The sequence below is a fragment of the Microbacterium sp. OR21 genome (assembly GCF_047306785.1).
Lineage (GTDB): Bacteria > Actinomycetota > Actinomycetes > Actinomycetales > Microbacteriaceae > Microbacterium > Microbacterium esteraromaticum_E.
In genome coordinates, this window is record NZ_JAZEXJ010000002.1 from 782,094 (window position 1) to 804,684 (window position 22,591).

Sequence of the window (22,591 nt, forward strand, 5' to 3'; positions counted from 1 at the left end):
GCCCCTCCCGTCATCTCACGAACCGCAGGTGAACGTCGCGTCCGCCCAGTCGGCGTGGTCGTTGCCGTTGCCGTCGCCGCCCTCGCCGACGACGAGCTCGACGAACTGGCCGCCGGTGACGTCGGCGGTCAGCGCGAACGTCTCGCTGGTCGGCTTCATCAGCGGCGAGGTGACGACGGTCTTGCCGTCGACCTTCACCGAGAAGCCCACCGATCCCCGCGTGGGCTGCGCGTCGTCGATGCCGACCTTGGCGGTGAACGTGGTGCACTGCCCGCCCAGGAAGTACTTCACGTTGCTGGGCGCATGCGCGCCGAGCCCCTTCTCGAACACGACGCCGTTCAGCGTGAGCGGCGTGCCGTCGCCGGCGCCCTGCGGGCCGTTCGACAGGTCGCGCTCCACCGGGCCCCAGCCGTTGCTCGCCGACACCCACTCGTGGTCACTGGCGAACACCGTGCCGGTCGGCGCCTGCGGCAGCGTCTTGACCGTGGTGGCGGTCGTCACCGTGCGCGGCCCGACCGGGTCGACCGTGGTCGTGTAGGTCGCCGTCGATCCGATCTCGTACGACCCGTCGGCATCAGCCGGAGCGGTGAGGCGCCACTCGGTGACGAGGGTGCCCTCCGGGCCGACCGTGGCGGCGGTCGCCGGGGTCACGGCCTCGGCCGTCCAGCCCTCGGGCAGGTCGAGCGCGACCTTCACGTCGGTGATCGGCGCCGCCTCGTCCGACACGAACGTGGTGGTGAACGTCGATGCCTCGCCCTGCTGCACCACGTCACCGCTCAGCCTGCCGCTCAGCTGCGCGCACGCCGGGATGGCGTCGGACGCCCCGAGGTCCTCGACCATGAAGTCGTCGAGGATGAAGTCCGCGTCGCCGCCGGCGATGCGCTCCAGGCCGACGAAGGTGTCACCGCAGGTGCTCGCGTCGACGATCTGCTCGAAGCGCGTGGTCTCGTGCACCTCGCCGATCGCCGTGCGGCGCGTCACCAGCGGGCCGGTGGCCGAGTCGTAGCCGGTGACCCAGTTGTAGTTGCCGGCGAGTGTCGACTGGTGATCGAACGAGACGCGGTAGCGGTGGCCGGGCTCGAACGGCACGGTGTACTCCGACGTGCGGTAGACCAAGCCGGCGTTCTCCTGGTGGGCCATCAGCGAGTACTCGCCGTTGAGGATGTTGTCGATCTTGCGACCGTTCCAGCCCTTCTGGGTGTACTCGTTGCGCTTGGCGATGTGCGTGCGGGGGTCGTTGCTGCCGCCCGCCGCGCCCTTGAAGAACGGGCCCCATCCGGCATCCGTGTCCTCGAAGTCCTCGCTGGCGATCACGCCGTCACCGAGCTTCGGCGCCTTCGCCTCGATGATGCGCACGTCGTCGACGCGCACCGCGGCGTCGCCGTCGGCGACCTTCACGCTGAAGACCGGCGTCGCACCACCGCGCGGAACGGTGAAGTGCACCTTCAGCCGCTGCAGGGTGGTGTCGTGCCATTCGTCGGCGCCGATGCGGTTGACGGCCGTCGACGAGTCGATGGTCACCGCGGCGTCATCGCCCTTCTTGCCCAGCTCGACCCCGAGCGTCGTCTCGCGCGTCTTGCCGGCGTCGACGCCGACCCACGCGCTGGCGGTGTACTCGCCCGCGGGCAGGCGGTCGAGCTTCTGCGAGATGGATGCCTTGCCCGCGCCGAACAGCGCCGAGCGGCGTCCCTTGTCATCGCGCTCGATCTTCACGTCGCCCTGCGGGTTCCATGCGTCGAGATCGGTGAGGTTGAACCCCGGGTCGGTCACCGGAGTGCCCTCGCCGAAGGCGACCTTCTTGGGCAGCGCGCTTGCGGCATCCGCCTTCTTGCCGGCGGTCAGCACGTACGCCTGACCGGCTTCGGCCTCGATGGTGACCTTGCCGTCGACCACCGGCACGTCCGCGACCTCGGTGCGGCCGCCGTCGCCGAGCTGGAACAGCTGCAGCGTGCGGTTCTTGGCGAACTGCTCGGTGAGCGTCCAGGTGGTCGATCCACCGGCCGGGTTGTAGTGGTAGAGCTTGTCGGCCTTCTTGCCCGGCTTCGACGCCCAGGGCAGCAGGTAGCTCTCACCGTGCAGCACCTCGGTGCCGTCGACGGTGATCGAGCGGTCGGCGGCCGTGGTGCCGGTCACGCGCACGCCGTCGGCGAGGTCGATGGCCTCGTCGCTCCAGCGCACGATCTCGTGGTGCTGCAGGAACTTGGTCGGCACGTTCGCGCTCCACACGTTCTTCAGGAACGCGTTGAAGTCGTTCTGGCCCGTCCAGCCCTCGAACTCGACGATGTGGCTGGTGCCCAGCCGCGGGTCGGGGTTCCACACGTCTGCCTTCGTGTTGTTCACGAAGCGCAGGATCTGCGAGTTGACGCCCTTGTTCGACGAACCGCCGTACTTCTCATCGTTCGCCCAGTGCGACCAGGTGTTGTTCTCGCTGAGCTTGTCGGCCCACTCCGAGGTCACCCGGAAGTCGTTCGCGATCAGCGAGTCCTGGATGGCCTCGGCGATCCAGCCGTACGGGTAGAACACGTCGACGTAGACGAAGTCGAGGTTGTCGTGGGTCGCATCGGCGAGCTGCTCGATGCGCTTGTCGATCTGTCCGCTGACGCGGTCGTACCGCTGATCGATGTAGTACGACTGGTCGAGCCAGTTCCAGCCCTTCGCGGTCGGATCCATGATCTCGTCGCTGAACGAGTTCGCCTCGGGGTAGATCTCGGTGGCGTTGATGTGCACGCCGAACGACGCGTTCCACTTCTCGCCGGCCTTCAGGGCGGTGTTCAGCTCGTCGAGACCGCCCGCGCGCTCGTTGAAGTTGTCGCCGTAGTCGGTGTTCGCCGAGTCGTGCCCCTCGCTGGTGTAGCCCTTGAGCATGGCGGCCTGCCCGAGCCCGTCGGTGTTCTGGGCGATGCGCTTGACGTCGTCGAGCGTGCGCAGGAAGGGGTGGGTGGCCTGGGATGCGAAGTTGAACGGGATGTGCGTGATGACCTTCTCGGGCACTTCCTCGCCCTTGAAGGGCGCCACGCGCAGGTCGCGCAGGGCGATCGCGCCGTCCTGCCAGTCGACGGCGCCGTCGTCGTTGGCATCCGGCGTGATGGCGACCTTGACCCAGGGCAGCTCCTCGGTCTTCGGGGAGTCCTTCGGACGGTACAGCCACTGGCCGCTCGAGATGCCGGTCTCGACCTCGTCGCCGTTCTTGACCGTCTGCCGCCAGAACCGGCCGGCGTCCTTGACCGCGGGGCCCGACGACTCGTCGTACATCGAGTTGGTCGTGAACGCCGCCGCCAGCTGCGAGGTGTTCGCGATCACCGTGTTCGTCGACACCGGCTTGGCGTCGACCGGGGTGTCGGCGGTGACGTCGATGTGCTTGTCGCCGGACTTGTTGCGGTCGACCGAGAGATCTGCGGTGGCGACGTGCGCGCCGGCCTCGGCGGACGACACGGTGACGAGGTCGTGCCCGGGGATGCGCAACGTGACGACCTTCTTGGCCGGGTCGACGATCTCGGTGAAGGCGACGGTGACGACGTTCTTCTTGACCGAGAGCGAGACCGTGAACTCGACGCCGTCGAGCGACGTGGGAGTGATGGTGTACTCGGCCGACGATCCGTCGATCTTCTTCGAGCGCACCTCGACCGGCTGCGCCTCTCCGTTGATCTCGAGGGTGGTCAGTGCGGTGTCATTGCCGTGCATCACCGCACCGCTGCTGCGGTCGGTGTACTGCACCACCTGGGGGAACGCGCCGGAGGCACGCACTTCGAGGGCTCCGGTGCGAAGCACGATGTCGGAATCGGCGCCCATGGCGGGCGCTGCGGTGAAGGCTGAGAGGCCGGCCGCCACGACTGCACATGTGAGGCCCACCCCCGTCCATCGTCGTTGGTTGCTCATTCTGCTCGTTCTCCTTCGAATCGGCGGGCGACGGGAACGATGATTCCAGATGATGTTTGCGAAAACAACTGCAGATTTCGCCATTTTTTGCTTTCGCTGATTCTCGCGGTCGTGACGATCCGCACAGCGAAAGGGGTCCCGGTCGGCGACCGGGACCCCTCGATATCAGGCAGACAGCGTCAGGGAGTGTCGCCGACGGCGTGCGGACGCGGCAGGGTCAGCATCGTGCCGGTCTCGGTGAACTCCTGTTGGATCTCGTCGTTGTGCCGGTACGTGAGCAGGCTGACCACGACCGCGGCGACGCCGGCCAGCACGAACGCGGGCAGCAGCTCGTACAGGCCGGTGTTCAGCGCCTTCCAGATGAACACCGTCGCGGCTCCGACGAACATGCCGGCCAGGGCACCCCAGTTGGTGAGCTTGCGCCAGAACAGGCTGAGGATGATGATCGGGCCGAAGGCCGCGCCGAAGCCGGCCCACGCGAACGAGACCAGCCCGAGGATCGAGTCGTTGGGCGTGATCGCGAGCACGATCGCGATGATCGCGACGACGAGCACCGCCATCCGGCCCATCAGCACGAGGCGCTTCTGCGACGGCGGGGTGCGCTGCGCGACCTTGTAGAGGTCTTCGACGAGCGCCGACGAGCACACCACGAGCTGGCTCGAGATCGTGCTCATGATCGCCGCGAGCACGGCGGCGAGGATGAGACCCGCGACGAACGGATGCATCAGCGTCTGCGACATCAGCAGCACCACGGTCTCGGGGTTGTCGAGCTCGATGCCCTGCTTCGCCATGTACGCGATGCCGACCAGACCCGAGATGACGGCGCCGAACATCGACACGACCATCCACGAGATGCCGATGCGGCGCGCGCTCTTCGCCTCCTGCGGCGAGCGCAGCGCCATGAAGCGCACGATGATGTGCGGCTGGCCGAAGTAGCCGAGGCCCCACGCGAGAGCCGACACGATCGCGAGAATGGTCCCGCCCGTGACGGCACCGCCGCCGAGCAGCGAGAGGTGCCCTGCGCCGGCGTTCTCGGCGATGAGCGTGCCGGTCTCGCCGAACCCGCCGATCGCGATGATCGCGGCGACCGGCACGACGATCAGCGCGACCACCATCATGAGGCCTTGCACGACGTCGGTGAGCGAGGCGCCGAGGAACCCGCCGAAGAGGGTGTAGAGCAGCGTGATGCCGCCGACCAGCAGCATCCCGAACAGATAATCGCCCTTGAAGGCGCTCTCGAAGAAGACGCCGGCGGCGACCATCCCCGACGAGATGTAGAGGGTGAAGAAGATCAGGATGATCAGGCCCGAGACGATGCGCAGCGAACGGCTTCGATCGCGCAGCCGATTCTCGAAGAAGCTGGGGATGGTGATCGAGTTGCGTGACACCTCGGTGTACGCGCGAAGGCGCGGAGCGACGAGCAGCCAGTTCAGGTACGCACCTATGGTCAGGCCGATCGCGATCCACGCCTCGATGAGACCGGTGAGGTAGATCGCACCGGGCAGGCCCATGACGAGCCACCCCGACATGTCGGCGGCGCCCGCGCTGATCGCGGCGACCCACGGCGGCAGATTGCGCCCGCCGAGCATGTAGTCCTCGTGGTCGTCGGTGCGGCGGAACGCGAGATAGCCGATGAGCAGCATGCCCGCGAAGTACAGTGCGAGTGCGACGTAGGTGAAGATCTGAGCGGACATCTTCTGCCTTTCCGCGGCGGGCGTCGCCGCATTGTGCCGTCCGAGGATGACACAGGGTTTTCCCCGTTTCCAGACTGACTCGCGGGCGGCCCGGGTACGATCTCGGGATGCCGAACTCGACCGTCGACGAGATCCGCTCCGCGCTGGCCGCCCTGGAGGATCCGAAGGCGCGCGCCGTGAACGAACGGCACGGCGACGCGCACGGCGTGAATCTGTCGAAGCTGCGTGCCGTGGCGAAGCGGGCCGGCATGTCGACCGACCTGGCGCGCTCACTCTGGGCGACCGACGAGGTGGCCGCGCAGCTGGTCGCACTGCTCGTGGCCAAGCCGCGTGAGCTCTCTGCCGACGAGATCGACGGGATGCTGCGCTCGACGCGCAGCGCGAAGGCGCACGACTGGCTGGTGAGCTACATCGCGAAGAAGTCGCCGCTCGCCGAGGAGCTGCGGCTGCGCTGGATCGACGATCCGGATGCCGACGCCCGCGCGGCCGCATGGTCGCTGACCTCGGTGCGGGTGCAGAAGACGCCCGAGGGGCTGGATCTGGACGCCCTGCTCGACCGCATCGAGCGCGAGCTGCGCGACGCACCCAGCCGCGAGCAGTGGGCGATGAATGAGACGCTGGCGTACATCGGCATCCATCACCCGGCGCTGCGCGAGCGCGCCGTCGCGATCGGCGAGCGTCTGCAGGTGCTCGCCGACTACCCTGTGCCGCCGAACTGCACCTCGCCGTTCGCTCCCGCGTGGATCGCCGAGATGGTGCGCCGGCAGGGCTGAGCGGCCGTCGCCGGGCTGCGCGGACCGCGCGGGCTCGCGGCGCCTGCGCGCGTCACCCGCCGGTCCCGAATGGCTGCCTCGCCGCCCGTGAGGCGACCATATGGGCCCACCCGAGCAGGGCGGCGGCGCAAGCGCGGGCCGCACCCGGCTGTCCGCAGGGCCTGAATGGCTGCCTCGCCGCCCGTGAGGCGACCATATAGGACCACCCGAGCGCGACGGCCGACGACGAGGACGCAGCGCCGCGGCTCAGGCGCGCAGCGGTGACCGGCGGGCCGACGGGCGCGACTCGTCGGGCGCCAGCACGCAGAGCAGCTGCACGAGAGTCGTGAGCCACAGCAGCACGAGGCCGACGATGATGCCCTCGAGCGCCGCGACAGACAGCATCCGCAGGGCGAAGGTCATCACCGCCGCGACCACGACCAGGCCGACGAACACGATCGTCAGCACCCGCAGCATCCCGACGTGCCGCAGCAGCAGCGTCGTCAGCACGGCCGCCGTGAGGATGAGGCCCAGTGTCGAGAACGCGGCCACCGCGTGAGCCGCGCGCACCCGATCGAGCGGCAGCAGGCCGACGGCGGCGAGCGCGATCCCGGCGCCGGCCCAGGTCGCCACGATGGCGGCGATCCGCGGCAGGGCCCGGTCGCCGAGCATCCGGTGCAGGTCGCGGCCGAGGTAGGAGCCGGTGGTCGCGATGAGCAGTCCCGCGATGATCACCGTGCCGTTGAACGCCCACCCGCCGGCGCCGATCCCGAGCTCTGAGAAGCTCCGCTCCCACCATGCCGGGTCGGTCGCGGTGAGCATCGCGAACAGCGTGCCGACCACGAGGAACGTCGACAACAGCGCGGCGATGTCCTTCGTCCTCAGCCGCATCCCGGTGCGGAAGGCGAGCCGGCCGCCCAGCGCCGACGCGACGCCGCAGAAGACCCCGCCGACCGGCGCGGGCAGGGTCAGGCCTTCGAGCCCGGTGGCCAGCACCTCACCGGCGAGCAGCACCCCGAGGGCGGTGACACCGGCGATCGCGGCGGTCACCGCCGCCGCGCTGACGTGCGAGACCCACTCCTGCCACGGCGGCATCGGCGCGGTCTCGCCGGCCCTGTGCATCCGGGTGCTGACGGTGAAGGCGGTGGCGGCGATCACCGCTGCGACGAGGGCGATCGGGATGATCACCGATCCGTCTCCGCTGAACGGCCGAGCCGCGCCCCACAGCACCCCCGTGCCGATGACTCCGCCCGCGACGAAGCAGATCGCCGTGACCCACAGCATCCGCTCCTGCTCGCGCAGCCGCTCGATCCTCATGCCCTCATCGAACCATCCGCGGCCGACAGCCCGGCCGAGGCCCGCGCGAATCGCAGGACTTCACGCGAAACGCAGGAGCCGGATGCCGGATTCGATCCTGCGTTTCGTGTGGACTCCTGCGCGTTGCGCGCCGACGGCTACCGTTGAGCCATGCGCTTCCCCGCCGCGATCCGCTCCGCACGCCGGGCTCCCCTGCTGCAGGTGCTGAAGTCGGCCGGGGCGACGATCGCGGCGTGGCTGATCGCGGGCTGGCTGATCCCCGGGCCGCTGCCGGTGTTCGCGGCGATCGCCGCGCTGCTGGTCGTGCAGCCGAGCGTGAACCAGTCGCTGTCGAAGGCGCTCGAGCGCAGCGCCGGTGTGATCCTCGGCGTCGTGATCGCCGTGCTGCTGAGCCTGCTGCTCGGTGCGCAGAGCTGGGTGGTGCTCGCCGCGGTCGTGGTGGCGATGCTCGTGGCCTGGTCGCTGCGGGCATCCACCGGCACGGGCAACCAGGTCGCGATCTCGGCGGTGCTCGTGCTCGCGCTGGGCTCGTCGAACCCCGACTATGCGCTCGACCGCATCCTCGAGACGCTGATCGGCGCGGCGATCGGATTCGTCGTGAACGTCGCGATCGTCCCGCCGGTGCTGTCGGCACCGGCGCGCCGCGACATCGGGATGCTGGGCCGCGAGCTCGCCGCATCCCTCGACCGTCTCGCCGATGCGCTTCCCACCACCCGCACCGCCGCCCAGCTGCAGGAGCTGATGCTCGAGGCGCGGCTGCTGCGGCCGATGAAGGATGCCGCCGAGGCATCCCTCACCGCCGCCACCGAATCCCTCTCACTGAACCCGCGCCGCGGTCGCCACCGTGACGACGTCGACGAGCTGCAGGCCGTCTACGAGCGGCTCTCGCCCGTCGTCACGCAGGTGATCGGCATGACCCGCGCGTACATCGATCACTACGACGACTCCCTCGCGACCGACCCGACGGTGCGGGCGATCGCCGAGCAGCTGCACCGGGCCGGGCACGATGTGCGGCTGGCGGTGCAGTCGGCCGACGGCGCCGAGCCGGATGCCCTGACCTCGGCCACCCCCGCGCTGACGACACCCCTGGTGGTGCGGCCACCGGCATCCGATCACTGGATCCTCGTCGGGTCGCTGATGGAGGATCTGCGCCGGATCCACGGCGAGCTGCGCGACGAGACCTGAGCGCGGCTGCACTCAGGTCTCGTCGCGGTTCAGGTCTCGTCGCGGTCGTCAGCGGCCGCTGCCGGTGCGCACGGTCAGCTGCTGCTCCGCACGCTGGCCGTCAGGACCGGTTGCGACGACGGTGTACTGACCGGGCGCGACGCCGGCGATGCGCAGCACCACCTCTGCCGCGCCGTCGTCGTTCGCGGTCACTGCTGCCGACGGTCGCTTCTTGCCGGCGAAGGTCACGCTGATCGGCGCTTCGGAGGTGAAGCCGGCGACCTCGACGGTGACCTGGCTGCCGACTTTCGCGGTGCCGTCGCCGACGCGGATCGTGGGGATCCGGTCGCTGAACGCGATCGTCCAGCCCTGAGCCTCGAGCGCGCCGAAGACGTCGCGCGCGGTGCGGTCGCCGAAGGTGGGCGCCTCGGTTCCGCCGAACAGGTCGACGACGATCGGGGAATCAGCGGTGCCGTACCCCCAGAACGGGGTGTCGGAGTCGGCGCACGCGGTTCCGGCTCGCAGGTGCACCGTCGCACCCGGGGCGATCTCGACGTCGCGGAACTGCTCGAGCGACGAGAAGGGGCGCTCCTTCGACCCGTCGCCGGCACGCTCGGCAGTGCAGTCGAGCCACACCTCTACGAGCCGACCAGGGTCCTGTGCGAGCGTCGGGTGCAGCGCCAGCTTCGAGAGGGCGAACGGGGCGCGTGCCGAATCGACCACCAAGCGGAATCGCTGAGCCGTCGTGGGCGCATCGAGCGTCACGATCCGGCTGACGCCGATCGTGCCGGCGCCGCCCACGCGCTTCCACGCGCCGTCGACCTCCGCCTCGATGTGGAAGGCATCGACGGTCTGTCCTGCCGTGGCGACGCCCTCCGACAGCGCGATCCGGCTGACCGTCCGGGGAGAACCCAGGTCGACGGTGAGAGTGCCCGTCGTCTTCCCGCTCTGCCACGCGGTGCGCAGGCTGCCGTCGGTCAGCGCGGTGGTCGCACCGTCGGGTGCATCGACGGGCAGTCCCAGCGCGACGTCGGCGCTGAAGGCCTTGCGGCGTTCGGCGGCGAACGACTCGAGCGAGGCGACGGATGACGGGGCGAAGGATCCGGCGGTCGTGGGCGGCGTGTTCAGCAGCATCACCGAGTTGCGCCCCACCGTGTTCAGGTAGTGGCTCAGAAGGGTCGGACCGCTCTTCGGCACGTCGTTCGGATGCGCGAACCACCCCTGGGTCAGCTTCATGTCGGATTCGGTGGGCCACCAGTGCAGCGCGTTCGCGCCGTTCGCCGCGGCAGCGACGAGGCTGTCGATGGTGCCGACCTGCTCGAACCCTCCACCGGTCATGTTCTCGAGCTTCCCGCCGTCCGCCGGATCGCGCACGGCCACGGCCGCCCATTCGTTCGCGCGGGCCACACCTGCCTCATTGCCGACCCAGCGCACGTCCCGGCCGCCGACGGCGACCACGGCATCGGGCTGGAGCTTGCCGATCAGGTCGTAGAAGGCGGGATAGTCGAACAGCTCCTGCTTGGCCGTGTTGCCGGCCGCCCCGTCGAACCAGACCTCGTCGATCTCGCCGTACTGGGTGAGGATCTCGTAGAGCGAGTTCAAGAAGTAGGCGCCGTAGTCGGTGGCGTCATAGGTGTACGTGGGGAGGTCCTGGCCGGCGCGGTCGTCACCCTCGACGAGGGTGGGGATGGTGCGCGGGGTCTTCGCGCTGCCGTTGCCGAAGCGGCCGTCGAGCTCCTCGTGCGAGTCGGCGGGCGACATGTACAGGCCGACCTTCATGCCGTACTTGCGTGCCGCATCGGTGAACTCCCGCACGATGTCGCCCTTGCCGTCCTTCCACGGCGTGGCCGCGATGTCGTAGTCGGTGTAGCGCGACGGGTAGAGCATGAAGCCGTCGTGGTGCTTCAGCGTGAGGATCGCCATGCGGTGTCCCGAATCGCGCAGCGCCTTCATCCACCCGTCGACGTCGACCTCGCCGGTCGGGTCGAACCGCGCCGGATCCTCTGTGCCGTGGCCCCACTCCTGGTTGTAGAAGGTGTTGATCCCGAAGTGCACGAAGCCGGTCAGGCCGAGCTCCTGCCAGCGCAGCTGCTGCGGCGTGGGCCGCACGAGCGTCGACTTCGCGGCGATGTTCTCGGCGCAGTCGTCGGCCGAGATGGCGACGTAGTTCGCCGGCTCCACGTCGCCCAGCGGCTGGCAGGGGACGATGGGCTTGAGCTGCTGGAACTCGAAGGACTTTGCACTGAACGGCTCGTTCAGCGTGGCGATGCGGGCGCGGTCGATGCTGCCGATGAAGGCGCGGCCGCCGATGCTGGGGATCTCATTTCCCAGCGCAGCGGTGCCCGTGTGAGCCTGGTTGCGCACCGAGCGCTCGGTCGCGGTGATCCGGGGCAGCTCGACCCCGTCGAGCCAGACGATCACCTCTGCGCCGCCGCTGTCGGTCGGCTGGTACGCCAGAGAGAGCGTGTGCGCCTTGCCGGTGGCGGGAACGGCCGCGGTGCCCATGTGGTCGACCCACTTGCCGGACTGGTTCGAGCTGAAGCCGTACTGCAGCCCGTCAGCGCGGTAGCGCACCGACAGGTTGCCGCCGACGGCGAAGAGTGTGGCGAGATCCTTCTGGGCGGCGTCGGCGGTGAACACCAGTTCGGTGACGAAGCCGCGATCCAGCGTCGCGCCGGTGAACACGGGTTCGGCCGCGGTGAAGTCGGCGGCCTGGCCGGATGCGGTGAGCTGCAGCCGGTCGGATGCCACGGCGGCGCCGCTGCGCATGGCGATCGTGCCGTCGACGTGCTCGGTGACATCCGGCGTGTACGCGCCGTTCGAGACCGTGCCCGAGAAGTCGGCGCGCAGCAGCGGCGTTGCCACCGGCGCGCTCTGGAACGTGTTCTGTCCGGGTGTGTACGCCGTGAGGCCGGAGGCGACCCGGATCCGACTCAGGTGCGCCTTGTAGCCCCGCGATCCTGCGGCGGGGTGCACGTCATTGCCGAAGCCGAAGGCGCTCGCCGCCGCGGCGTTGATCGCGGCGGGCGCGGCGGCGGCGATCGCCGGCAGCTCGACTCCGTCGAGGGAGACGTGCATCTCGGCACCGTCGTCGACGCGCACGTACTGCACCGACAGGTCGTGATCGACGCCGGGCGCCGGCGCCGGCGCGGCCTTGCGGTGCTTGCTCCACACTCCGGCGGTGACCGAGTCGAAGCCGTAGCTGAGTGAGCCGCCCTCCAGACGCACGAACATGTTCCCGCCGGCGGCGAACAGGGTCGCCATGTCGGCCTGCCCGCTCTGCGGGGTCAGCGAGAGCTCGGCGACGAAGCCCGTGGTGGCGCCCGGGTCGCCGAGGGTGAAGTCCGAGGCGTCGAAGCGGATGCCCTGCGTGCCGCCTCCGAGGGTGACGCCGCCCCCGGCTCCCTGCTCCTCGGCGCCGTCGAGGCGCCGCACCACCCCGCGCATCGTCTCCCCCTCGACGGTCGTGTACGCGGTGGTGCCCACCAGCGACCCGCCGAACGCGATGTCGAGGTCATCGGTCTCGGCGGCGGATGCCGCGGGCGTCATCGTCGTGCCGAGCAGGACGACGGCTGACAGCGCCGCGAGCGCTCCCAGCCGTCCGGTACGGGGAAAGGGACGGGGCGGTCGCATGCCATCAGCTCCATTGCGTCGAGGACCGTGAACGCGGCCGACCGTAGCAGAGATCCGATGTCTCAGGCAATACCTTTCACTATGCGCGTTCCGCAGCTGACTTCTGTCGCTATTGATCGGATTATTTGTGAGGCCTCGTGCTGTGTCCGCGGGCGTCGCTCCGCGACGTGAAAGGATCGACGGATGACCGCCCTGGATCCGAACGCCGTACGCGATGCCGATCCGGATGCCGTCTACCTGGCATTCGTGGAATGGGCGGAGTCGACCGGCATCCGGCTCTACCCCGCGCAGGACGAGGCGGTCATCGAGATCGTGTCGGGCAAGAACCTGATCCTCTCCACCCCCACGGGCACGGGGAAGTCGCTGGTCGCCATCGCCGCGCACTTCGCCGCTCTCGCCGACGGCCGGCGCAGCTACTACACCGCGCCCATCAAGGCGCTGGTCAGCGAGAAGTTCTTCGCACTCGTCGATGTGTTCGGCGCCGAGAACGTCGGCATGGTGACCGGAGACTCATCGGTGAACGCCGACGCGCCGATCGTGTGCTGCACGGCCGAGATCCTCGCGAACCTCGCCCTGCGCGAGGGGCCGGATGCCCAGGTCGGGCAGGTCGTGATGGACGAATTCCACTTCTACGGCGACCCCGACCGCGGATGGGCGTGGCAGGTGCCGCTGCTCGAGCTGCCGCAGACGCAGTTCGTGCTGATGTCGGCCACGCTCGGCGACGTGACCGAGCTCGCGGCCGATCTGACCCGTCGCACCGGGCGCGAGACCGCCGTCGTCACGGGCGTCGAGCGCCCGGTGCCGCTGCACTTCTACTACGAGACGACTCCGATCCACGAGACCATCGACGACCTGCTCTCGCCCGGCCAGGCGCCGGTCTACATCGTGCACTTCTCGCAGGCGGCGGCGATGGAGCGCGCGCAGGCACTGGCGAGCGCGAAGGTCGCGACCCGTGAGCAGCGGGATGCCATCGCCGAGCTCATCGGCGGGTTCCGCTTCACGACCGCGTTCGGCAAGACCCTGTCGCGGCTGCTGCGCCTCGGCATCGGCGTGCATCACGCGGGGATGCTGCCGAAGTACCGCCGCCTGGTCGAGCAGCTCGCGCAGCGCGGCATGCTGCGGGTGATCTGCGGCACCGACACGCTCGGCGTCGGCATAAATGTGCCGATCCGCACCGTGCTGCTCACGGCGCTGACCAAGTTCGACGGCAAGCGGATGCGGCAGCTGAACGCCCGCGAGTTCCACCAGGTCGCCGGTCGCGCCGGCCGCGCCGGGTACGACACCGCCGGGACCGTCGTCGCGCAGGCGCCCGAGCACGAGAGCGAGAACCTCGCGGCGCTGAAGAAGGCGGGCGACGACCCGAAGAAGAAGCGCAAGATCATCCGCAAGAAGGCGCCGGACGGGTTCGTGTCGTGGGGCGAGCCGTCGTTCCAGAAGCTCATCGCGTCGCAGCCCGAGACGCTGACCTCGCACATGCAGATCACGAGCGCGATGATGCTGAATGTGATCGCCCGCGGCGGTGACGTCTTCGCCAATATGCGCTCGCTGGTATACGACAATCACGAGACGAGGGCGAATCAGCGCCTGCTCGCGCTGCGCGCCCTGGGCATCTACCGCACGCTGCTGCAGTCGGGTGTCGTCGAGCGCGCCGACGGCACGGTGCGCCTGACGGTCGACCTGCAGCCGAACTTCGCGTTGAACCAGCCGCTCTCGCCCTTCGCGCTGGCGGCGTTCGAGCTGCTCGACCCCGATCCCGCGGCGGGTTCCGGTACCGGGCACTTCGCCCTCGACATGATCTCGATCGTCGAGTCGACCCTCGACGACCCGCGTGCGATCCTCAGCCAGCAGGAGTTCCAGGCCCGTGGCGAGGCGGTCGGCGCGATGAAGGCCGAGGGGATCGAGTACGACGAGCGCATGGAGCTGCTCGAGCAGATCAGCTATCCCAAGCCGCTCGACGAGCTGCTGAGCGCCGCGTTCGAGACCTTCAGCGCGTCGCAGCCGTGGATCCGCGACTTCGAGCTGCACCCCAAATCGGTCGTGCGTGACATGTACGAGCGAGCCATGTCGTTCGGAGAGTACGTCGCGTACTACAAGGTCGCGCGCTCTGAGGGCGTGGTCCTGCGCTACCTCTCGGATGCCTACCGCGCGGCGTCGCAGACCATCCCCGAGCATCTGAAGACCGACGAGCTGCGCGACCTCATCGAGTGGCTGGGCGAGCTCGTGCGCCAGGTCGACTCGAGCCTGCTGGACGAGTGGGAGGAGCTGGTCGCCGGCATCGACAACGGGGCCTTCGACCGGCACGACGAGCCGGTCGTGCCGCCCGCCCCGAAGCGTCTCACCGCGAACACCCGAGCGTTCCGCGTACTGGTGCGCAACGAGATGTTCCGCCGCGTGCTGCTCGCCGCCCGCGAAGACGTCGAGTCGCTGGCATCCCTCGACCCCGACTTCGGGGCCGACGGCTGGAACGATGCCCTCGACGCCTACTACGCCGAGCACGATGAGATCCTCACGGGTGCCGACGCACGCAGCCCTCGGCTGCTGCTCATCGAGCAGGGCTCACAGCAGTGGACGGTGCGGCAGATCATCGCCGACCCCGCGGAAGACCACGACTGGGGCATTTCGGCCACGGTCGATCTCGCGGCGTCCGACGAGGCCGGCGAGGCGGTCGTCACTGTGACGGGGGTCGACCGACTCTAGGCCCGCTCACCGGTCAGCAGAACGACTCGACACCGCCCCACCCGCCGACCCAGGCCTCGACCCGAGGATCCGGTCGCAGCACGTGGGTTCCGACGGCCGTCATCCGCCGCGTCTGGAACGCATCGTCGTGCCCCCAGCGTGCGGCACGTCGATGCGCACGTCGGGAGCGCAGCGTTCCGATCGGCGAGCCGTCGCCGTCGACGAGGTCGACCCCGCCCAGGTCGCCCGTGCCGAGCCCGAGGACGAGGTCGACCAGCCAGTCCGGATCGAGCACGACGACGGGCCGGTGCACCTCCCACAGCACCCGCGCATCGACAGCGTCCGGGGCATCGAGCGCATCCGAGACCCGAGGATCGTCTGCGAGCACCTCGGGTACGACGTCGAGCAGCAGCCTCGCCCGGGGAAACGCCGCGAACAGTGAATCCGCCATGATGAACACCGCCGCCGGCGTGTGCTCGCCGCGCACCTGCACGACGAGATCCGCCACGCCGGGCCACAGCGCCCGCGGAGACGACCCCGGCACCGGGATGCTCGACTGCATGCGCAGCGTCTGGGTGTTCGCGCGGTCGATCCCCGAGCCGTCGCGGTCGGCCCACTCCGGGCCGTCGTGCCAGGCCACCGCCTGCGGAACGTGCGCGAACACCGCACCCGCCTGCCACATGCGGTGCGCCCACTCCCAGTCCTCACCGCCGTATGACGTGAACGTCTCGTCGAAACCGCCGACCTCGTCGAACATGCGTCGAGAGCAGGCGATCACGGCGCCGATCACGAATCGGTAGGAGCGGTCGTCGGAGTCGAGCAGATCCCCGCTGCGGGCATACTCCTCGGCCAGCCAGCCGGGTTCCGGCAGCTCCCGCCCAGCCGCCGCCTGCGCGATCGGCACGTCGGGCGCGACCGCCGAGAGATCCGCGTGGCGCCGGCGACCGACCACGACCGCCTCGGGCAGCAGAGCGGGGAGCCTGCTCAGCGAGCGCACGTAGCCGGGCTCGGGCGTGGTGTCGGCGTCGAGAAAGCACAGCACCTCGCCGCTGCTCGCCCGCACCCCGAGGTTGCGGACCGCTGCCAGGCGGAACCCGCGATCCTCCTGCCGCACGAGCGTCACTCCGTCGGGCACGTCGGGCGCGCCGGGCGAGCCGTCATCGGCGACGATGATCTGCAGCAGCTCCTGCGGATAGTCCTGTGCGGCGAGGGCGTGCAGGGTGCGAGCGAGCTGCTCTGGCTGGTCGTAGTGCGCGACGATCACCGACACGGTGGGGAGCGGATCGGGGTGGATGCCGTCGAGCGAATCCCACCGATTGCCGACGACCCACCCCGCGGTCACGAAGCCCTCCCGGCCCACAGGCGGAGGTACGCCTGTGCCACGTCGGCGCGCGACAGGGGCAGGCGTGCGAGCCCGTGCCAGGTCGCGTCGGGGTTCGTGCACGCATGACGCAGCGCGCCGACCAGGTCGCTCTCCCCGACGGGGTAGAGCGTGCCCGGACGCAGGGCGGCCATCTCATCGACGTAGCGGTTGCGCACGGCGACCGGGCGCCGGCCCCAGCCGATCCACGAGGCGAGGGATCCGGATGCTGAGATGTGCCGGTGCGCGATCACCGGAACGCTCACCGCGCGCCCGCGGCGGGCGATCTCAGCGTCGTCCAGCCACCCGGTCACGTCGACCTCGACGCCGAGGGCCGCCGAGCGCCGCACGAAGGTCTCGAGCTCGGCCGCATGCCCGTCGGACGCGCGTCCCAGCACCGTGAGCGCGCCGATCCCCGCGGCGGCTGCCGCCTCCGCCGCTTCGTCGTGGCCCTTGCCCGGGTAGAAGAATCCGAGCACCCCGACCGACCCATCGGGTCGCCCTCGCTCGGCGTTCTTCTCCAGTTCCACCGGCAACGGGATGACCTCGACCGCCCCAGACCAGACGTCCTCCTCGCGCAGCAGCTCGCGCTCGTGTTCGCTGTTCACCACCACTGCGCTCGAGGCCTCCGCCACGCGCGCGTACGCGGCGCGGCGGCGAGGCCGATTCTGCTCACCGTCCGATGCCTGGGGCACATCGTGCAGGGTGACGCTCACCCGCAGGCGTGATGCGAGCTCGGCGAACGTGCGGGATGCCTGCTCGGGCGAGTCACCCCAGAGCCGGTCGGTGAAATGGGCATGCACTCTGGTGCCGGCCGGCAGTCGCGCGAGCCCGTCCGCGTCGACGGTGCGCACCTCGGCGACGTCGCGAACGGCATCCGCCATGTCACGGGCGTAGACGGCGACGCCGTGAGCACCGGGGTGAACGAGCAGCAGGGGCGCACCGGTCATGCCGCGCGCCAGACGGCCAGAAGCGCGGCGAGCCGCTCGGTCGCCGCGGCGACGAACCCGGGATGCTGGGCGTACCAGGCCAGGTGCGCCTCGCGCACCGCCGCATCGCTCACAAGCTTGCCCTCGACGCTCCAGTGCTCCTGCGGTTCGTCGCTCAGCGCCCACGCCTCGATCACCTCGGGAGCGAGCGGGGCGCGCACCGAGTCGAGGAGCGGATGCCCGGGGTCGACGGGCGCCTCCCCCGCCCCCAGCGCGTCGAGGATGCGGGCACCGAGCGGCAGCCAGATCGCGTTGCCGGGGTGGTTCACGGTGCGCATGTGATCGGCCGTCACGGTCTCGAAGAGGTCGGACACCGGAATGTCGGTGGACCGTTCACGCTCACGCAGGATGTCGACCGAGGCCCGGCCGACGGCCCGCATGGCATCCGGCGCCAGCGCAGACGCCACCGGGAGTCCCGCGGCCGCCGCGAGCGTGCGCACGTCGTGGTACGCGACGAGCGGTGGATCCTCGTCGACGCCGGGAACGCGGATGGCGGCCTGGAACGGATGCAGCCCCGCGAACCGCACGGGCGGCACCGTGAGCACCCTTGCCGTGGTCGCGGCAGCCACCTGGCGTGTGCCGAGCGGAAGGTCGTGGTAGTCGTCGCGCACCGGCTGCGTGACGACCGTGTGGGCGGCGGCCACCACCTCGTGCAGGCGCCGCGCATCGTCGGCCGTCATCTCGTGCACCGGCGGAACCCGGATGAATCGACGATCCTCTGCATCCATCACCAGTCGCAGCGATTCTGCCTGACAGTTCCCGAGCACCACGCCGAAGCTCTCGGGCAGCGGGGCGATCGCATAGAACTCCGCGTAGTGCCGACGTCGCCCTAGCACCACCGACTCGGCGGGCGCAACGGTGGTGACGTCAGGCGGGGTGGGAGTCATGCTTCGAACGTATACCTCTGGATTTCTTCGTCTGACCCCGTTGCTTTTCCCGAGATCCATCACTTCGATGCGCGCGCAGCGCCCGTCTACACGAGGAGGAATCCATCGCCGCAACCTCTGCGCGCATCCGCGTCGCCTCCGTCCCTTCCGCACACCCGTACGTGCGGGCGATCACCGATCCGCAGCGCGTCACGCTCCTGGCAGACCCGCCCGTGCCGGGCGCACCAGCCGAGCAGTGGTGGCCGCCGGTGGCGATGACTGCGCAGTGGCTCAGCGAGAACGCCGACGAGTACGACCTGCTGCATGTGCACTTCGGGCTCGAATCGTTCACCCCTGAAGAGCTGCGCGCGGGCCTCGACGCTGCTCGCCTCGCCGGCCGCCCAGTCATCTTCACGGTGCACGACCTCGACAATCCGCAGATCGTCGACCAGGAGCCCTATCGCGAGCTGCTCGATGTGATCGTCCCGTCGGCCGATCACCTGATCACGCTCACCTCCTCCGCGGCGGCGGAGATCGAGCACCGGTGGCGTCGTACGAGCACGGTGCTCGCCCACCCGACACTGCTCGAGCGGACCGCCGCAGACAGCAGGGGGAGCGGTGCAGACACCGTGCGCGTCGGCATCGCGCTGCGCGACCTGCGTCCGAACATCGACGCAGAGGGCGCGGTGCGCGCAGCCGCGCGGGCGGCCCGGCTGCTCGAGGCAGCGGGCCAGGCGGTCGAGATCGAGGTGCTGATGAACGACCGGGTACGCGACGATCGCGCAGCGGAGCGTGTGATCGACGCCGCCGACGGGCACGCCGCTGTGCGCATGCGCAGGACTCCCTATCTCAGCGACGCGGAGATCGAGGAGTGGCTCGGCGGCCTGGACCTGTTCGTTCTGCCGTATCGACACGGAACGCACTCGGGTTGGGTGGAGCTCTGCTACGACCTGGGTGTGCCGGTGGCTGGAACCGACGTGGGCCACATCCGGTCGCAGCATCCGTCCGAGTTCTTCGTCATCGATCTCGACGACCCCCGCACGCTGGCCGCCGCGGTGTCATGGGCCCAGCGCGCGCAGGAGCCGTCTTCTTCGCGTGCGACGCGGCTGGTGGGCCGCCGCGCCGAGCGCCAGGAGCAGCGACGCGCGATCCGGGAGGCGCACGCCCGCCTCTACTCGGATGCCGTGGCCGGCGCCTCGGCGGATGCCGCTGCGGGAGTTCCGGCGTGAGGGCCGCGCAGCGCCTTCGCGTACTCGTCGTCGCCCCCGAGCGGCATCCTCTGCGGCAGCCCCACGCCGGCGGGCTCGAGGCGGTGGTGTGGAATCGCGTGCGGTGGCTGAAGCGTCGCGGACACGACGTCGAGCTGTGCGCTACCGCCGGATCCGACTTCCTCGGCTCGTGCCCCGACCTGCAGCTGCCCAGCCCTCGCTGGCGTCGCATCGATGAGACCTCCGATTCGGAGAACCCGGCGGGGCACCGAGGACGGATCGCGGATGCCTTCGCCCGGGTGCGCCGCCGGCTGACTGACCCGCTCGACGGCGTCGATGTGGTCGACAACCACAGCCTGCACGGCGACCCGATCCTGTGGAGCCGCGACGCGGGCATCCCGGTCGTGACGACCCTGCACACGCCGCCCCTTCCCGACATGGTGCATGCGGCGCGCTCCCTGCCGCCGACGGCGCCGCACCGCTTTCTCGCCGTCAGCCAGTACACGGCGCGAGTGTGGTCCGACGAGGGCATCGACGCCTTCGTCTTCCCCAACGGTGTCGACAGCAGCGAGTGGCGACGAGGACGCGGCGGCGAGCAGTGGGTGTGGTTCGGCCGGATCGTGCCCGAGAAGGCTCCCCATCTGGCCATCCGCGCAGCCCGGCTTGCAGGCGCGCGCCTGCGGATCGCCGGCCGGATCGGCGACCAGCGGTACTTCACCCGTGAGGTCGAGCCTCTTCTCGGCGACGGCGTGGAGTACGTCGGGCCGCTGCGCCAACCCGAGCTGTGTGCTCTGGTCGGAGCGTCGTCGGTCGCGCTGGTCACCCCGGTCTGGTCGGAGCCCTTCGGCCTGGTGCTGGCCGAGGCACTGATGACGGGCACTCCCGTGGTCGCGTTCGACGCGGGCGGTGCGAGCGAGGTGCTGGCGGGGCTGCCCGGATGCACGGTCGTGCCCGCCCGTGACGTGAGCGCCCTCGCTCAGGCGGCCCTCTCCCTCGCCGCTCGGTCGGCGTCGCCCGCGTTCCGGGATCGGGTGCGCGCGGCGGCATCCGCCCGCCACTCGCTCGCGCGCCGTCATCGCGAGGTCGAGCGCGTGCTCACCGTCGCTGCGCACAGTCGTGTGGCCGAGGTCGACTCGCTCATCGCAGGCGCGGCGGCGGTCGGCGCATGATCGGCTGGTACGTGCACCATCACGGATGGGGCCATCTCACGCGGATGCAGGCGATCCGCCCGCATCTGGACGACGAGGTCACCGTGTTCTCGTCGCTTCCCGCTCCTGGCGACCTCGGCGACGACACCGTGTGGGTCCGCCTGCCTGCGGACGCGGATCCGGTGGTGACCGCCGACGGCGCCGTCCGCGCCGCGCACGAGCTCGGCGATGTCAGCGCCGGCGGGGCGCTGCACTGGGCGCCGATCGGGCATCCCGGCCATCAGAGGCGGCTCGCGATGATCGCCGACTGGATCGCCCGCCACCCCGTTGCGGCGTTCGTGGTCGACGTCAGCGTGGAGGTCACCGCATTCGTCCGCCTTCTCGGCGTTCCCACCGTGGTGTTCGCGCAGCCCGGCGATCGGTCCGATCGCCCGCACCGGCTGGGCCACGCCCTCGCCGATCGGATCGTGGCACCGTGGCCGGAGGGCATGTTCGATGCGGCCGAGCTGTCCGACCACCATGCGCGCGTACGTCATGTCGGCGGGATCTCGCGGCATGACGGGCGGTCGCGCCACCCGGCCGACGATGCCGCACGTCGGGCGCTGTTCCTCAGCCGCACGCTCGACGAATCACGACTCGCGCAGACGATCGACCTGCTGACGGCTAGAGGCTGGGAGGTCGAGACGGCCGGCGCCCGTGACGACGATCGGGTCGACGACGTGTGGCCGCTGCTCTGCCGCGCGAAGGTCGTGATCAGCGCCGCCGGACTGAACGGGGTGGCCGATCTCGCGGCCGCGGGTGCGCGCGCGGTCGTGCTGCCCCAGGACAGACCGTTCGGCGAGCAGGAGCACACGGCCCGAGTGCTGCAGGCCGCGGGCCTCGCCTCGACGGCGCCCGCCGGATCGTCGCCCGCACAGGTGGTCGAGCTCGTGGAGCGGGCAGCGGTCTCGCCGCCCGACTGGAGCGGATGGGGCGCCACTGGCGCCGCTGCGCGTGCCGCCCGAGCCGTACAGGAGGTCGCCTCATGACGCGGATCGCCGTGATCACACCGGCGTCGCACAACCGCCTCGCACATCTGCATCGCCAGCGCCGCTTTCTGCGCGAGGTGCTGCCGCCCCATCATGACGTGGTGCGCATCGAGGCGTGGCTCGACAGCGAGCCCCCGCCACCGTTCGCCGGGGTCGTCCACGTGCACGTCCCCCCGGGCCGCGATGGGATGCGCGTCGGCGCAGGACGCAACGCCGCCGCCGAGATCGCTGTCTCGCGCGACGTCGATCTGCTCGTGTTCCTCGACGTCGACTGTCTGCCGGGCCCGCAGCTGCTCGATCGATACGCCGAGGCGGTTCGCTCGCACCCGGACGGACTGCTGTGCGGTCCGGTCACCTACCTCGAAAGCGTGCAGCGGCCGTCAGCCGCCGATCAGCTCGAGGCGATGATCCGACCGCATCCCGTGCGTCCGAACCCGGCCGTCGGCGTCGTCGCGACCGCCGAAGCGAACGAGTACGACCTCTTCTGGTCGCTGTCGTTCGCGGTGACGCCGGCGACCTGGGCGCAGCTGGGCGGGTTCGACGAGCGGTACGAGGGCTACGGCGCCGAAGACACCGATCTGGGCCGACGGGCGCGGTCGCTCGGCACGCCACTGCACTGGGTGGGCGGCGCGCATGCGTTCCATCAGTGGCATCCCGCCGGCACTCCCCCGTGGCGTCATCTCGACGACATCCTGCGCAATGGCGCCCTGTTCGCCGAGCAGTGGGGTGAGTGGCCGATGGGCAGCTGGATCGACGAGTTCGTCGCAGCGGGCGCGGTCGAAGCCCACGACGGCGGCTACCGCCGGACGGTGCGCGCCCCTGCAGTCCCGGGGCCGTGACGCCGCGTCCTCGCCGCGTTCTCGCCGCGTCCGCCGCGCCT

14 protein-coding genes are annotated in these 22,591 nt (G+C 70.2%); 7 read left to right on the forward strand and 7 right to left on the reverse strand.

What is annotated here, in order from left to right; all coding sequences use genetic code 11:
• Nucleotides 1–15 precede the first annotated feature (15 nt).
• Together V2S04_RS08260 and putP are read right to left on the reverse strand one after the other, a co-directional pair.
• A complete protein-coding gene (locus tag V2S04_RS08260; protein ID WP_413638030.1) occupies nt 16–3,789 on the reverse strand; it encodes an endo-alpha-N-acetylgalactosaminidase family protein in 3,774 nt (1,257 codons plus the stop codon).
• Nucleotides 3,790–4,055: 266 nt separating this feature from the next.
• A complete protein-coding gene (putP, locus tag V2S04_RS08265) occupies nt 4,056–5,570 on the reverse strand; it encodes a sodium/proline symporter PutP (RefSeq protein WP_413638032.1) in 1,515 nt (504 codons plus the stop codon).
• Nucleotides 5,571–5,677: 107 nt separating this feature from the next.
• Here putP and V2S04_RS08270 point away from each other — a divergent pair, with 107 nt between their 5' ends.
• Complete coding sequence (locus tag V2S04_RS08270; RefSeq protein WP_413638033.1) at nt 5,678–6,343, forward strand: DNA alkylation repair protein; 666 nt, start codon at nt 5,678–5,680, stop codon at nt 6,341–6,343.
• Nucleotides 6,344–6,589: 246 nt separating this feature from the next.
• Here V2S04_RS08270 and V2S04_RS08275 read toward each other — a convergent pair whose 3' ends face one another.
• Nucleotides 6,590–7,639: a DUF998 domain-containing protein gene (locus V2S04_RS08275; RefSeq protein WP_413638035.1), complete on the reverse strand. Its 1,050-nt coding sequence runs from the start codon at nt 7,637–7,639 to the stop codon at nt 6,590–6,592.
• A gap of 150 nt (nt 7,640–7,789) precedes the next feature.
• On the opposite strand from V2S04_RS08275, the gene V2S04_RS08280 reads away from it, so the two are divergent.
• Entirely contained in the window at nt 7,790–8,824 is a 1,035-nt protein-coding gene (locus tag V2S04_RS08280) for an FUSC family protein (protein WP_413638036.1), read from the forward strand.
• A 48-nt stretch (nt 8,825–8,872) separates the two neighbouring features.
• On the opposite strand, the gene V2S04_RS08285 is transcribed toward V2S04_RS08280, so the two are convergent.
• Entirely contained in the window at nt 8,873–12,436 is a 3,564-nt protein-coding gene (locus V2S04_RS08285; protein WP_413638037.1) for an alpha-L-fucosidase, read from the reverse strand.
• A 183-nt stretch (nt 12,437–12,619) separates the two neighbouring features.
• Between V2S04_RS08285 and V2S04_RS08290 the strand changes: the two genes are divergently transcribed.
• Nucleotides 12,620–15,133, forward strand: a complete 2,514-nt coding sequence (locus V2S04_RS08290; protein WP_413638039.1) for a DEAD/DEAH box helicase — start codon at nt 12,620–12,622, stop codon at nt 15,131–15,133.
• A gap of 13 nt (nt 15,134–15,146) precedes the next feature.
• Here V2S04_RS08290 and V2S04_RS08295 read toward each other — a convergent pair whose 3' ends face one another.
• From V2S04_RS08295 to V2S04_RS08305, 3 genes are read right to left on the reverse strand one after another with little or no spacing between them, the layout of a single operon-like run.
• Nucleotides 15,147–16,454, reverse strand: a complete 1,308-nt coding sequence (locus tag V2S04_RS08295) for a glycosyltransferase (RefSeq protein ID WP_413638041.1) — start codon at nt 16,452–16,454, stop codon at nt 15,147–15,149.
• Nucleotides 16,451–17,422, reverse strand: a complete 972-nt coding sequence (locus V2S04_RS08300; RefSeq protein ID WP_413638042.1) for a hypothetical protein — start codon at nt 17,420–17,422, stop codon at nt 16,451–16,453. The genes V2S04_RS08295 and V2S04_RS08300 overlap by 4 nt, the downstream gene beginning before the upstream one ends.
• On the reverse strand, nt 17,419–18,348 hold the full coding sequence (locus V2S04_RS08305; protein ID WP_413638043.1) for a WcbI family polysaccharide biosynthesis putative acetyltransferase: 930 nt from the start codon (nt 18,346–18,348) through the stop codon (nt 17,419–17,421). Before V2S04_RS08305 ends, V2S04_RS08300 begins: the two co-directional genes overlap by 4 nt.
• A gap of 161 nt (nt 18,349–18,509) precedes the next feature.
• On the opposite strand from V2S04_RS08305, the gene V2S04_RS08310 reads away from it, so the two are divergent.
• From V2S04_RS08310 to V2S04_RS08325, 4 genes are read left to right on the forward strand one after another with little or no spacing between them, the layout of a single operon-like run.
• Nucleotides 18,510–19,556, forward strand: coding sequence for a glycosyltransferase (locus V2S04_RS08310; protein WP_413638044.1), 1,047 nt, complete (start codon nt 18,510–18,512; stop codon nt 19,554–19,556).
• On the forward strand, nt 19,553–20,704 hold the full coding sequence (locus tag V2S04_RS08315) for a glycosyltransferase (protein ID WP_413638045.1): 1,152 nt from the start codon (nt 19,553–19,555) through the stop codon (nt 20,702–20,704). The genes V2S04_RS08310 and V2S04_RS08315 overlap by 4 nt, the downstream gene beginning before the upstream one ends.
• Nucleotides 20,701–21,711 (forward strand): glycosyltransferase, encoded by a 1,011-nt coding sequence (locus V2S04_RS08320; RefSeq protein WP_413638046.1) that lies wholly within the window; start codon nt 20,701–20,703, stop codon nt 21,709–21,711. Before V2S04_RS08315 ends, V2S04_RS08320 begins: the two co-directional genes overlap by 4 nt.
• Complete coding sequence (locus V2S04_RS08325) at nt 21,708–22,550, forward strand: glycosyltransferase family 2 protein (RefSeq protein WP_413638047.1); 843 nt, start codon at nt 21,708–21,710, stop codon at nt 22,548–22,550. Before V2S04_RS08320 ends, V2S04_RS08325 begins: the two co-directional genes overlap by 4 nt.
• Nucleotides 22,551–22,591 lie beyond the last annotated feature (41 nt).